Source organism: Mesorhizobium sp. M1066 (assembly GCF_040318635.1).
In the GTDB taxonomy this organism is placed as follows: Bacteria; Pseudomonadota; Alphaproteobacteria; order Rhizobiales; family Rhizobiaceae; genus Mesorhizobium.
Genome location: NZ_JAMYMR010000053.1, coordinates 1 through 12,977 on the forward strand (window position 1 = coordinate 1; position 12,977 = coordinate 12,977).

Here is a 12,977-nt window from a genome sequence, read left to right on the forward strand (position 1 = left end):
AAATCCCCATAGCCACCCTCGTGGCCCGCGGGTTCCTGCATGAGAGGCTTTCGTACGCCTGCCGGCACCCGAAACCCTTCACCAATGTCGGTCGTTGAGCAGGCCATAGCCGCATCCCAAAAGCGGAAATCCGGGCGCGAACAGGCGAGAAGGCGCGTTGCGCCAGAGGCGGCCATTGGTTGTTACTTGCGGAACGACCGCTTTCTCCCCGTTGCGGCGATTTCGAGATCGGTCGGTGGCTTGGCTGCTTTGCGCCGACGGTTCGATGGGCCGTGTCGTGCGAAAGAGACCAGCGTGCATCCAACGCTAGCTTGGCCGACCGATCCACCGCACAATTTCATAGGCAGGCATCGGTCGGCGAAAACCCTTCAGCGTCAGTTCGCCAACGGCGACGGACTCAACCAGTGATTCGACGGCACCAACGACCCGCTGGCTGACGAGAATCTGGCGTGGCCGGGCTTCCTCGCATAATCGGGCGGCGTGGTTCGACACTGTGCCTATCACTGCATAATCGGCGCGCTGATCGAAACCGATCCGCCCGATGGTTGCATGGCCTCGGGCGATGCCGATTCCGAAGCCGAGTAAGTGATCGCGCTTGCGCCATTGCTCTGAATGCTCGTCAATCGCATCACGCATCGCCGTAGCCATGCGGACGGCTCTCTCCGTATGGTCGGCGCAGGGCAGTGGATCGTTGAAAACCACGACGATACCGTCGCCGACGAATCGCTCAAGAGTTCCCTCGTGGCGGACGATTTGTTCACCAAGGCAGGCGTGGTATTCGCCAAGAACCGCCATCACCTCCTCAGGTTCGGCAGTCTCGGCGAAGGCTGTAAAGCCGCGTAGATCGCAGAAAACGACGGTCACCTCGCGACGGTGACTTTGCAGAAGCGTGTCGCCATTTCCCGCTGCAAGGATGAGGTCGGCGACCTGCTCGGGCAGGAAACGCCGGAGCCGGCCCATTCGCTCGATCTCGATCACCTGCTCCGCCAGGGTCTGCTCGAGCGAGCGGTTCCAATCGGAAAGCTGCACGGCTTGATCCTGAAGGCGTTGGGCCTGGCTTGCGACGGCATCGTGAAGCGCCTTCTGGCGCAGCATCGAGCGCACCCGCGCCAACAGCGCCTGGTGCTCGAAGGGCTTTGTCAAATAGTCATCCCCCCCGGCGTCCAGCCCCTCGACCACATCGCGCGTGTCGGCTTTTGCGGTGACAAGAATGACCGGGATCGATCGCAGCGAGAGATCCTGAGGATTGCTTTGCCGATCTTGAGGAACGATGGCGATGCGCATGCAACGCCAGTTTCGAAGAGTCCCTTCGCTTACCTGTCCGAGATAGCGAGCGATGACTTCTTCAGGGGTGAGGAAGTTCGGGTCAGGCATGGGCGTTACAGATAGCAGAGTTGTGCAACAGATTGTTGCACCCGCGACCCCGTCGATAGAGACCTGAGGAGAAATGCCGGCGGCGTCACCGCGGACTTCTCGTCTTGACCCGAAGCTGTCAATAGAGCTCAATGACCGCTTTGCGCCTGAAGTCGGCCGTTTATCTATAGTGGCAGTCTCTCAGAAGCGGACATTCGAACATCTAGACGAGCAAGCACCTTAAAGCCGCATGTTGGTCAAAGCGCTTAATTTTCCGGCCACCGACAGCTAGCCGCGACGGTGCAATCAGGCAGACGAGGTAGCGACTGGATCGATAGTTTGTTTGCCTTGAACGTAGGCCCGAAACCGCCGAATTGGTCGCTTTGCCCGCGCGCTCCGACATTTCGTCACAGAACGAAGTTTCCTCCACTGGCTACCAGAAGGGACGATCCAGTCGGAAGGCGGACGCGTCGGTGGACGGCCGTCTTAGCACGACGTTGGTGATCATCTTGGCCGAGCCGCAAGCCAGCGTCCAGCCGAGCGCACCGTGGCCAGTGTTGATGTAAAGGCCCGAGACCGAGGTGGCGTCGACGATCGGCTTGCCATCCGCCGACATCGGCCTATGGCCGCACCATGGCGTGTAATCCGCAGGCAGTTCGACATTGGGGAAGAGACCGTTGAAGGCCTTGATCAAATTGTTGATTCGGCCGGGGCGGACCGTCTTATTGTAGCCATCGAACTCGACGGTGCCGGCAATACGCAGATGGTCACTCATCGGGGTCACGCCGAGCCTCGCGATGTCGTCGACGATCGGGCGTTTCGGCAGGAAGCCTAAGTCTGATTTCATCAGCGAGATGGAATAGCCCTTCACCGGCTCGATCGGCAGATGGATGCCGTAAGGCTTGACGATCTGCTTGGCGCCCGGCCCGGCGCAGACGACGACGACCGGCGTTTTGATCGGCCCGGCGCTGGTGCGAATGCCGGCGATCTTGCCGGCCTCGATGTCTATGCCCTGCACATCGGTGCCGAACAGAAACTCGACGCCAAGGCCTCGCGCCGCTGTCTCGACTGCGCGGGTAAACGCGCGGGCGTCGCCCCAAGCGTCGTCCGGCAGCAGCAAGCCGGCGCGGATCGTCGGCGCGATGGCGGCCAGATGCGGCTCCAGTGCAACGCATTCGGCGCCGTCGCGACGTTCCACGCGTACGTCAAGGGCTTCAAGAAAATTGGCGTAGGTGTCGCGCGCCTTGACCCCGTCTTCGCCCCGGAAGAGTTCTAGGAGGCCGCCATGCCCAAGGCTGAAATCGACGGACTTCTGCGCCAGCAGGCCCTCCGTCTCTTCGAGACTTTCGCGGGCGAAGCGGGTCATCTGCCGAGACGATGCGAGGTATTTTGAGGACCGGCAATTGGCCAGGAATTTCGCCCCCCAGATACCCAGCCTGGGAATGGCGGAGGGGCGCAGCAGTAAGGGCGCGTCCTCTCGGCCGAGCCATCGCAGCAGCAGGCCGGGAACCGCAGGCGAACACCAGGGAAGCGCCGTGCTCGGCGTGACCAGCCCGCCATTGGCGAAGCTTGTTCCCAGTCCTGACTGCTCCCAGCTTTCGACGACCGTTACCGACAGCCCCTCCCGCGCCAGATAAAGCGCGGTGGTGCTGCCGATGACGCCGGCGCCGATGACAATGGCGTCGGGCATGACTCAGCTCTTGGTGATGTGGGCGTGGGCGACGATCTCGATCTTGGCGCCTTCGATCATCAGGCCCGCCACGACGGTGGCGCGGTTTGGGTAAGGCTTGTTGAAATAGGTACGGTAGACCGCGTTCATGCCCTGGAAGTCTTCCTTGCTCGGCAGGTAGATCAGCACCTGGGTGACGTCGTCGAGCGTGCCGCCGGCGGCTTCGACGGTGCGCTTGAGGTTTTCCATCGTTAGCGTCGTCTGGGCCGTGATGTCGCCGGACTCGAAGGTGCCGTCCTCGCGGATCGGGACGTGCGCCGTGTAGAGATAGTCGCCGCCCATGGCAGCCCATTCGATCGGGGCAGACTCGTTGGGCAGGTGGGTCTTGATGACTTTACGCATGGTTCTTCTCCTTGGTGGTTGGTTGCATTGGGTGGGTGAAGCAGTCAGGCTGCGGCGTGGCCGTGCGGCGCTTCGCTTGTCGCGGCCCAGGGCAGGAACTGGCCGTCGCCGACGAAGCGCTGGTGGTAGAAGGCGAGCTTGCCGGCGTCGATCTCGATACCTAGGCCGGGAGCCTCGATCTCGCCCCAATGCGGCGAGGTGCGGATCGGGAGATCGACCGCCAGAATATCGTCGGCCATCACCGAGGCGGTCTGCTGGTGCCCACCAACGCTGTTGCCGAGTGCGAGCAAGGCGTGATGGTGGGCGACGGCCGCGATGCCGAGCTCGCCATGGGTGTGCTTGCATACCTTGATGCCGGCGAGGCCGGCAGTTCGCGACAGGGTGAGGAAGGATTGCAGGCCGCCGACCCAGTAGCTGGAGAAACACAGCACGTCGGCCGCATCGGCGGTGATCATCTCCAGCACTTCGGTCTCGCTGCCGAGGCCCTCATTGGCGCAGAGGGATGTGGTCAGGCGCTGGCGCAGTTTGGCCATCGCCGCTACCGGCCGAGCGCGGATCGGGCCCTCGACGAAATCGAGGTCGAATTCCTGGTCCCAGCGCGCGATGAGCTTCGCGGCGAGCGGCACACTCCAGGCCTCATTGGCATCGATGCGCAGCTTGCGCGACGGTCCGATCGCCGCGCGCACCGTCGCGAGCATCGCGACATCCTCGATGGGATCGACCCCTACCTTGAGATAGAAATAGTGGTAGCCCTGGGCCACGGCTTCCTCGCACTGGCGCGTCAGATCGCCTTCGTCGCCGCGTGCCAGATAGCAGAAGTAATCCGGCGTCTCGGCCGAACCACGGCCGCCGAGCAGGCGCCAGAGCGGCAAGCCTGCGGCCTGCGCGGCGAGATCCTGCATCGCCATGTCGAGGCCGGCATAGGCGAAATTGCCGGTCTGGACGCGGTAGTCCCAAAGGCCGGGGCCATAGACGTTACGGCGGATGAGCTGGCTGTCGCGCGGATCCTTGCCGATGAGGAACGGCGTCATCGCCTGAGCAGCGGCCAGGATCGAAAGCGTATCGGCGCCGCTGCAGCACTCGCCCCAGCCGCTGCGGCCGTCGTCGCTAAGCATCTTGACGACAACATCAGTGACACCGCCACGTGCCACGCGTGAACTGATTTCCGCATGTTTGTAGGGGATGGAGACCGGGATGAACTCGACGGCGGCGATCTTCATGCCTGCGCACCCGGCCCGAAGACCACGTCGCCGGAGAGCGAGCGGAGGAAGAGGCGCATCCGCTCCGTGGGCTCGTCGAAGAGTACCTGTCGCGGCGGCCCGTCGGCGACAATGCGGCCGGCGTCCATGAACAGGATGCGGTCAGCGACCTCCGCGGCGAAGCGGATTTCGTGGGTGACGATCAGCATGGTCATGCCCTCCTCGGCAAGATTTCGCATGACGCTAAGCACTTCGCCGACAAGTTCCGGATCGAGCGCCGAGGTCGCCTCGTCGAACAGGATCAGCTTGGGCTGCATGGCGAGCACGCGGGCAATCGCCACGCGCTGCTGCTGACCGCCGGACAGCGAGTCGGGAAAGACATTCTCCTTGCCGCTCAGCCCGACGCGAGCGAGCATGCGACTACCGAGCTCCTCGGCCTCGCCGCGCGATACGCCGCGCACCAGCCGCGGCGCCAGCGCCACGTTGCCGAGCGCGGTCAGGTGCGAGAACAGGTTGAAGCGTTGGAAGACGAAACCGATATCGGCGCGCCGCTTGGCAAGCGCGGCGTCGCTCTCGAAACGTTCGTTCGCACCGCTGCCGCGCACGCCGAAGCGCTGGCCGTCGATTTCGATGACGCCGCCGGTGGGGCGCTCGAGGAAATTTATACAGCGCAGCACCGTCGTCTTGCCCGAACCGCTCGGCCCGATGATCGCGATCTTCTGGCCCTTTTCGACCGAGAAGCTGACGTCATCGAGGACTTTCAGCAGTCCGAAAGACTTGTGGAGGTTTTGAACGTTCAGGATGGGCATTGGTCAATGTCCGCCGTTTCGGGAGCGGGGCGGCGGCTTGCCGCCACCCCGCTTGTTCTTGCCAACCGCCGCAATGGGCGGGGGCCGGCCCGAGCGATGTTCCGAGCCTAGTATCCCGGAACGAGGCCGCTACTGGAAGCAGCTGTCCGGAGCGACCGGAGCTGCCCAGCCGGCGGGACGGTCTATGCCGCCGCGATAGTCAGGCATTGGCGGCTCGAACCAGGACTTTGCACCGAGACCGAAAGCCGCCATCGACTTGACGTTGCTGCAATTAGCCCAGAGCTTGGCGATCTCGGCGTTGATCGCATCGGCCAGCGGCTTGCGCGTCATCGGTGAAGCGAAGATCGAGTGATACTTCTTTGACATGATCGGGAATTTGACGGCTTCGGGCTCCACCGCGAGCTGGTGGATTCCCCATTCAGGGTGCTGCTTGATCGCGTACTCGACGAGCGCGGGATCGAGGATACCCATGTCGAGGCGGCCGGCGACCACGTCACGCATGACGCCATCCTGCGTGTCGTAGAGTTTGACCTCGCCGATGCCTTCAACCGTCTTTAGCTCGGGAACCAGCGTGAAGCCGGTGACCGTGCCGACGACTTTGCCCTTCATGTCGCCGAACTTTGTCCAGCTGTTTTCCTTCTTCTGGATGAGGAAGGTGCCGAAATAGTAGACCGGGTCCGAAAGGAGCATCACCTTGGAGCGCTCCTCCGTCCAGCCCACCGAGCCGATCAGGACGTCAACCTGACCCTGTGTCGTCGCCTGGATGAGCGAGTTCCAGTCGAGCGACTTCGGCTCGACCTTCAGGCCAAGCGTTTTTGCGATCTTGACGATCAGGTCGCCGTCGGTGCCGATGACCTCGCCGTCCTTGATACCGGTCATCGGCATGTCGCCGAGCATGCCGACCGTCAAGGTGCCCGGAACGAGCGTTTCGACCTGCTGGGCGTGCGCGGATCCTGCCGCGAAAGCCATTGTGGCCGCGCCGGCGAAGCCGAGCGCCACCCCAAACCTGCGGAGCGCTTTGAGATAGTTCTTCGTGTGTGACATGTTCACCCTCTTGTCATTGTCCGTGAAGCTGCAAGTGTTGTTCTTGTTATTGGCGAACTCGCTTGCTCTCGAGAAGGCGCAAGCCCTGCGAGAGCGGAAGACTGAGCAGCAGGTAGATGAGCGAGACGTAGACGTAGACCGGCATCGGCATGAAGCTTGACGAAGAAAGGTCCTTCGCGCGCAGCATGAGTTCGGGTGCTGCGATGATCGACGCGATCGACGTGTCCTTGAGCAGGCCGACGAGGTAGTTGCCCATCGGCAGCAGGCCGATGCGGAATGCCTGCGGACCGGTGACGTAGCGCAGGGCCTGCCAGGGGGTGAGGCCAAGTGCCTTGCAGGCCTCTTTCTCTCCGCGGTCGACCGCATTGATGCCGGCGCGGTAGATTTCGGCGAGCAGCGCGCTGCCCTGCAGCGAGAATCCGAGGATCGCGCAGCTCATGGAGCTCCACCGGAATGCCGGGAAAACGTCCGGCAGCCCGAAATAGATGATGAACAGGATGACCAGCACCGGCAGGCCGCGGGCGATCTCGACATAGCTGGTCGCCAGTCCCCTTAGCGCGGCGACGCGACTCATCTTCAGGGCGCATACCGGCAATGCCAGAAGCGCCGCGCCAACAAAGGAACTGAGTGTCAGGAACAGCGTCTGCTGCGCCGCCACGATTAATTCGGGCGTCCAGGAGGCGAATTTTGCCAGCATATCGTTCATGCCGATGCGCTCCGCATGGCGATCTCGCCGGTGCGGCGCTGGAGACGCGACGCCAGGATGGCGAGCGGGATGGAAATGCAGAGATATATGATGCCGACGAGCACGTAGATCTGCATGGAGAGATAGGTCTCCATCACGAGGGCGCGGGCGCGGAACATCACCTCCGGCGCGGCCACTACCGAGGCGAGCGAGGTGTCCTTGAGAAGCTGGATCGCATAGTTGCAGAAGGGCGGCGCCATCAGCCGAATCGCCTGCGGCACGCGGACGTGGAAGAACGTCTGCAAGGGTGTCAACCCGAGAGAAAGCGCCGCCTGGCGCTGGCCGTCGGGCACCGCTAGGAGCCCCGCCCTGAAGATTTCGGCGACATAGGCAGCGCCGTTGAGCCCGAGGCCGGCGATCGCCGCAACGATGCCCGGCAGCGGCACGCCGAGCTGGGCGAGGCCGAAATAGATGATGAAAAGCTGGGTGAGCGCCGGAGTGCCCCGGGTGAACTCGATATAGGTACTAGCTAGGACTGAGACGGCGCGGTTCTGCGACAGGCGTGCCATCACCAGCAGCAGGCCGGCGGCCATGGCGATGATGAAGCTGGCGACCGCAACGATCAACGTGGTCTGGAAGCCGACCAGAAGTACCGGGAGAAACTCCGGTAACCGTCCCCAAAAAATGCCCCAGAAATTGCCCACATCGATAAAAGATTACAATATGCTTCATGAGTCAAGCGACGACCGCTCTCGATTGCGGTAGGCTGCGTGACCAGGAGACCACGCCCAATGCGCATGAGTCGCAAACCGTCGCTTTTTGCCCACGTGCTCGACCAGATCGGCACCGGGATCGCGTCGGGCAGATATTCCGCCACCGGGATGCTGCCGCGCGAGCCCGAGCTTTGCCTGATGCTTGGCGCCAGCCGCACGGTCATCCGCGAGGCGATACGCGTTCTTTCACAGAAGGGCATGTTGCAGCCGCAGCAAAAGGTGGGCGTGCGCGTCCTGCCGCCGGCCTTATGGAACCTGATGGATATCGACGTCCTGGACTGGATCTGGCAAGCGGGCGGGCATGAAAAATATGTACGGGATTTCCTCGAATTCCGATTGACGTTCGAGCCGATGGCCTCTTATCAGGCGGCGCTGCGCGCACCGGCCGATGCGAGGCGCAATATCTCCGTACTGTGCGACGAACTGATCGCCGCCAACGACCGCCTGCAGGAGGGCGGCTCTCGCTCCGCGGCCATCGAATGCGATATCGCCTTCCACACCGCGATCTTTTCGGCCTCGCAAAACCATTTGGCGCACTATTTGGGCACGCTGGTCAGCCACATGCTTAGGCTACAGATCAATGAGACGACCGACCCGCCGCAGGAATTCTCGCGAGGCCTCTATCTGCACCGCGGCGTCGCCGACGCCATTGCATCCGGCGAGGCCGAAGAGGCGTTCCATCATTCCTACGATCTCGTGCGGATGCCCTATGAAGCGTATATGCACAGGGTCTTTCCCGGCCAGCCGTTATCGCACGCGAATTTCAGGACTGGGCGGGTGACGGACCCGGGCAGTCTGGTCAACGTGTAGTGGTCATCGCCCAAGCTTTACGTTATGCAGAATTGCTGCCTTTGGTTGAGGCGCACGGGATGAGCGCACAATCCGGTCGTACGTGTCGGGGAGCGGACGTTACCGAAGTCTTTACCGTCCATCGAACTGGTGTGCAGCCAAAATGCTGCGAGGCCGCAAAGCGCCGCATTGTCGCCATTCATCTGTCAATGCCGGGTGAAATTTCCCCAAAAGTGCCGAAGTAAAATTCCCCAATTATGCCGTCTCGGAGGGCATGGAGAATTGGGCGTTTTTCGGCGGCCGCCCTCGTGGGCGTGATGGTGGAGCGAAGGACGGACGTGCTCAGGCATCAATTCGGCATGTATCCTTCGATCTGAACGACGACCGCATGATGCAAAAGCCTGTCGAGAAGCGCGGTGGCGACCACGGCGTCTCCAAAAACATCTCCCCATTCTGCAAAGCCGCGATTGGACGTCAGGATCATTGCCCCTCTCTCGTAGCGGGCGTTGACGAGCTGGAAGAACAGGTTGCCGCCGCCGGCGATGACCGGGAGATAACCGATCTCGTCGACGATCAGCAGACCTGGCCTGCAGAAGAAGCGGATTCCTGCAGCCGTCCCTCGCGCTCGGCCCTGGATATCGCTGCGATGAGGTCGGCAAGCGTACAGAAGTAGACGCTCTTGCCTGCTTTGACAGCCTCGACGCCGAGCGCCACGGCGACATGACTTTTGCCGGTTCCCGGCGGCCCGAGGAAATTGACGGCCTCGTGCCTTTCGACGAAACCCAGTTGCGCGAGCGTGAAGATCCGATCGCGATCGAGGGAGGGCTGGAAAGTGAAATCGAAGCCGACGAGCGTTTTGATGGTTGCCAGCCGACCCATCCGCAACGCCGTCTTTATGCGACTGTTCTCGCGCAGGGTCAGCTCTTCGGAAAGGAGAATATCGATCGCTTCGAGTGCCGATAGCTCGTCTACGAGGCCCATTGCTCAACTTTCGCCATTTTGAATGTCTTTCCTCTTGAGTTCCGCTTTTCCGAACGTCCGCTTCGGACGTCGAAGCGTTCATTCCAAAAGCACCTGGCGACACGATGGAGCAGTAGAGATTGTCGTCATATCCATACAAATTGTCGGCAATTACATTCTTTTGTCTGCAAACTCTGGACGAATGCCGTCATACGTGCAACAGTTGATCCCAGTTGCGCACTATGCGCCCGCCTTCGGCATCATTTTTTGGGGGGCTAAATGGAAAACAGAAACGTTGTGATTGCGGGACCGGCGGAAAGCGTGAACCCCATTGATCGGGATGCTGGTCCGACGCTGGTTTTCGCGATCGAAAAGCTGCTGCTCGATCTTATTTTAACCGGGGGCGCCCCTGCTGGCCGCAAGCTGAACGAAAATGAACTGGCTCGAAAATGGGGCGTCAGCCGCACCGCGTTAAGAGAAGCAGTACGACGTCTGGAGCAGGCCGGCTTAGTCACGATAATCCAGAACCGGGGGGTTTTTGTTCGGCGCATCGGCTTGGGCGAGGCGCTTGGTCTTTTCGACGTCCATGCTGGCCTCGCCAGGACGGCGGGGCGGCTTCTTTGTAACCACATCACCGCTTCCCAGCTGACGGAACTCGAAACACTCCACCTCGAAATGGTCGCAGCAAAGGACAATTTCGAGTCCGACAAATACTATCTGATAAACGCTCAATTTCATGACATGTTGATGAAGTATACACGTAACATTCGCCTTATTGCTTTTCACGAGATGATTTCGAACGGCCTGCAGACCTTCCGACTGCATAACCTGCAGAGCGGAGGACAGATAGAAGCCTCAGTGCGAGAGCACGGAAAAATTATCGACGCACTCAAAGAAAGAAATCCTGAAAAGGCAGCGCAGGCGTTCGAGCAGCATGTTCTTGCTGGAAAGCAACGGATGCTTGATGCCATTCCTGCGGATTCTTTGACAGTCGATACTGAGGGAAACTGAAGGCGAGACGATCCAGGTGTCTGACGCATTCGGAGAGGGCGCTGGACGAGACGGCGCGAGTCCGATGTTTGTGAAGTATTTTCGGCAAGTTTGCAGGGGCATTTAGATGTATCGTGATCTGAAATTGTACATAGATGGCGAGTGGATTGAAGGCTCCGATACGATCGATGTCATTAACCCGGCAATCGGGGAAAGCCTTGGCAAACTGCCGCTTGCAACGCCGGCCGAGCTGGATCTGGCGCTCCAGTCCGCGAGCACCGCGTTTGCTACCTGGCGCACGGTATCGCCGGTGGAGCGGGGACGCGTCCTTCGGCGCGCTGCCGATCTGATCCGTGAACGGGTCGATCGCATCGCCTCACTGCTTACCCTGGAACAAGGGAAAGTGCTCGCGGAAGCCCGTTCGGAGGTTCTGGCCAGCGCGGAAATTTTCGACTGGTTCGCTGAAGAATGCCGGCGATCGTATGGCCGGGTTATTCCGAGCCGGGACGCCAGGACGCGCCAGTTTGTGGTTCTGGAGCCGGTTGGGCCCGTCGCAGCTTTTTCGCCTTGGAACTTTCCTGCCGTGGCGCCTGCCCGAAAAGTCGCGGCGGCCCTCGCCGCAGGCTGCTCATGCATTCTAAAACCTTCTGAGGAAACACCTGCCACCGCGCTGGAACTCGCGCTGGCCCTGGAGGACGCAGGCCTTCCCAAGGGCACGCTGAACGTTGTGTTCGGGGTTCCCGATATTGTTTCCCGGCATCTCATCGCGTCCGAGATCATTCGCAAGGTCTCCTTCACCGGCTCAGTCGGGATCGGCAAGCATCTGGCCAGGCTCGCTGCCGACGGGTTGAAGCGTGTCACGCTGGAGCTTGGCGGGCACGCGCCGGTCGTAGTTTGCGCCGATGCCGACGTCGAACAGGCGGCCAGACTCACCGCCGCGGCAAAGTTCCGGAACGCCGGTCAAGTCTGTATCTCACCAAGCCGCTTCTTTGTGCATCAGGATGTGCAAGAGCGCTTTCTGGATGCATTTGTGGGCGCCGCACGAGACCTGAAAACGGGGGACGGGATGGCCGGCGACAGCACCATGGGCCCCGTCGCAAACGAACGTCGGTTGTCGGCCATGAACACGTTCCTCGAAGACGCGGTCGAAAAAGGCGGAATACTCCAATGCGGGGGTCAGCATACGGGCAACAGGGGCTTCTTCTTTGAGCCGACAGTCATCTCCGACGTGCCCGGTGACGCATTGATCATGAACAATGAGCCCTTCGGGCCCATCGCCCCCGTAGCGCCATTTGCCGATCTGGATGAGTTGCTCAGCCGGGCGAACGGTTTGAAATACGGTCTGGCGGCGTATGTCTTTACGCAGTCCACCGCGTCGGCGACGCGCCTGTCGAACGGCATCGAGGCTGGAATGATAGGCGTCAATCATCTTGCGATCTCCCATGCCGAGACGCCGTTTGGTGGGGTCAGGGACAGTGGCATGGGCCACGAAGGGGGTATCGAAGGTCTCGAGGCCTACATGCAGAGGAAGTTCATCTCCCAGATTTAGCCGGATTTGAGCCAATGATCGCTTGTGGTCGTTTGACCGATTATCATTCATGGAAGTGAGATTTGAGGGAAAGTTTTGGGCCGTGCAGCCAGCGGAAACACTAAAATGAAAGATGAGGTCGATATCAAGTTTAATGACTGCAGCCCAAACTTGGAGAAGGACCTGTTGGCAATTGCTATGGCTCTGATATCTACTTCAGCTCTGTTCGGGGTATTTTCTATTTTCTACGCTTAGGGCCCATGCAAATACGAGGGACAGGTTGCTCATGCACACCTTCCTCACCAAGTTGATTGCGAATCAAAGACGACCTGGAGCGGTGTTGCAGATGCACGCGCGGGTATTCAAACCCTTTCTGGTTGGACCGATATTTGTCTTTCAGATGGCAGCCGTGGGCTTTGGCAGTGTTTGTTTCGACGCGTTAACCCGCTCCTCAACTGCTCAGGTTTGCCCCCACATGCTCAACCGGTGGCGAACTCAGTACTCATGCGTTCGTTTGCCAGCTAATATGCATCAGTTGCGGCGCCGGTTCTTCGACGCTCGATACCTTCGTGAGGGCTTGGACCGACAGGTCGGTGGCATCACCGATTCCGTTGCGTTCTGGCGCTGGCTGCTTTCCCGTCCACCTGCGGACTTGAAACGGCGCATCATAGCCGGTGTGGATACTTCCGATCTGGAAAGACGAGCGTGCTGGTCTGAGCAGGCGAAGGTCCGGCAACCACGCCAAGCGCCGCTGCAGCACCGCTGACCATCCGTGC

Annotated in this window: 12 protein-coding genes and 1 pseudogene; 4 read left to right on the forward strand and 9 right to left on the reverse strand. The window is 60.8% G+C overall.

Annotation, left to right across the window (positions count from 1 at the left end; translation table 11 throughout):
* Positions 1-306: 306 nt before the first annotated feature.
* From NKH52_RS32295 to NKH52_RS32330, 8 genes are all read right to left on the reverse strand, one after another.
* The gene (locus tag NKH52_RS32295; protein ID WP_352736320.1) at positions 307-1,374 is read right to left on the reverse strand and encodes an adenylate/guanylate cyclase domain-containing protein; all 1,068 of its coding nucleotides are present in this window, start codon (positions 1,372-1,374) and stop codon (positions 307-309) included.
* A gap of 412 nt (positions 1,375-1,786) precedes the next feature.
* The gene (locus NKH52_RS32300) at positions 1,787-3,043 is read right to left on the reverse strand and encodes an FAD-dependent oxidoreductase (protein ID WP_352736319.1); all 1,257 of its coding nucleotides are present in this window, start codon (positions 3,041-3,043) and stop codon (positions 1,787-1,789) included.
* 3 nt (positions 3,044-3,046) lie between these two features.
* The gene (locus tag NKH52_RS32305; protein WP_352736318.1) at positions 3,047-3,424 is read right to left on the reverse strand and encodes a RidA family protein; all 378 of its coding nucleotides are present in this window, start codon (positions 3,422-3,424) and stop codon (positions 3,047-3,049) included.
* Between the two features lie 44 nt (positions 3,425-3,468).
* Positions 3,469-4,644: a mandelate racemase/muconate lactonizing enzyme family protein gene (locus NKH52_RS32310; RefSeq protein ID WP_352736317.1), complete on the reverse strand. Its 1,176-nt coding sequence runs from the start codon at positions 4,642-4,644 to the stop codon at positions 3,469-3,471.
* Positions 4,641-5,432: an amino acid ABC transporter ATP-binding protein gene (locus tag NKH52_RS32315; RefSeq protein ID WP_352736316.1), complete on the reverse strand. Its 792-nt coding sequence runs from the start codon at positions 5,430-5,432 to the stop codon at positions 4,641-4,643. The genes NKH52_RS32310 and NKH52_RS32315 overlap by 4 nt, the downstream gene beginning before the upstream one ends.
* Positions 5,433-5,561: 129 nt before the next feature.
* Positions 5,562-6,476: a substrate-binding periplasmic protein gene (locus tag NKH52_RS32320; RefSeq protein ID WP_352736315.1), complete on the reverse strand. Its 915-nt coding sequence runs from the start codon at positions 6,474-6,476 to the stop codon at positions 5,562-5,564.
* 46 nt (positions 6,477-6,522) lie between these two features.
* Complete coding sequence (locus tag NKH52_RS32325) at positions 6,523-7,173, reverse strand: amino acid ABC transporter permease (RefSeq protein ID WP_352736314.1); 651 nt, start codon at positions 7,171-7,173, stop codon at positions 6,523-6,525.
* A gap of 5 nt (positions 7,174-7,178) precedes the next feature.
* Positions 7,179-7,865, reverse strand: coding sequence for an amino acid ABC transporter permease (locus NKH52_RS32330; protein ID WP_352736313.1), 687 nt, complete (start codon positions 7,863-7,865; stop codon positions 7,179-7,181).
* A gap of 123 nt (positions 7,866-7,988) precedes the next feature.
* Between NKH52_RS32330 and NKH52_RS32335 the strand changes: the two genes are divergently transcribed.
* On the forward strand, positions 7,989-8,744 hold the full coding sequence (locus NKH52_RS32335; protein ID WP_352736312.1) for a FadR/GntR family transcriptional regulator: 756 nt from the start codon (positions 7,989-7,991) through the stop codon (positions 8,742-8,744).
* 234 nt (positions 8,745-8,978) lie between these two features.
* On the opposite strand, the pseudogene istB reads toward NKH52_RS32335, so the two are convergent.
* Positions 8,979-9,689 (reverse strand): annotated as a pseudogene (istB, locus tag NKH52_RS32340) (IS21-like element helper ATPase IstB); the annotation flags it as partial.
* A 273-nt stretch (positions 9,690-9,962) separates the two neighbouring features.
* Between istB and NKH52_RS32345 the strand changes: the two are divergent.
* The 3 genes from NKH52_RS32345 to NKH52_RS32355 all read left to right on the forward strand — a co-directional run bounded on the left by NKH52_RS32345 (position 9,963) and on the right by NKH52_RS32355 (position 12,967).
* The gene (locus NKH52_RS32345) at positions 9,963-10,694 is read left to right on the forward strand and encodes a GntR family transcriptional regulator (protein ID WP_352736311.1); all 732 of its coding nucleotides are present in this window, start codon (positions 9,963-9,965) and stop codon (positions 10,692-10,694) included.
* A gap of 106 nt (positions 10,695-10,800) precedes the next feature.
* Positions 10,801-12,222: an NAD-dependent succinate-semialdehyde dehydrogenase gene (locus tag NKH52_RS32350; protein WP_352736310.1), complete on the forward strand. Its 1,422-nt coding sequence runs from the start codon at positions 10,801-10,803 to the stop codon at positions 12,220-12,222.
* Between the two features lie 265 nt (positions 12,223-12,487).
* Positions 12,488-12,967, forward strand: coding sequence for a hypothetical protein (locus NKH52_RS32355; protein WP_352736309.1), 480 nt, complete (start codon positions 12,488-12,490; stop codon positions 12,965-12,967).
* The last annotated feature ends 10 nt before the right edge of the window (positions 12,968-12,977 follow it).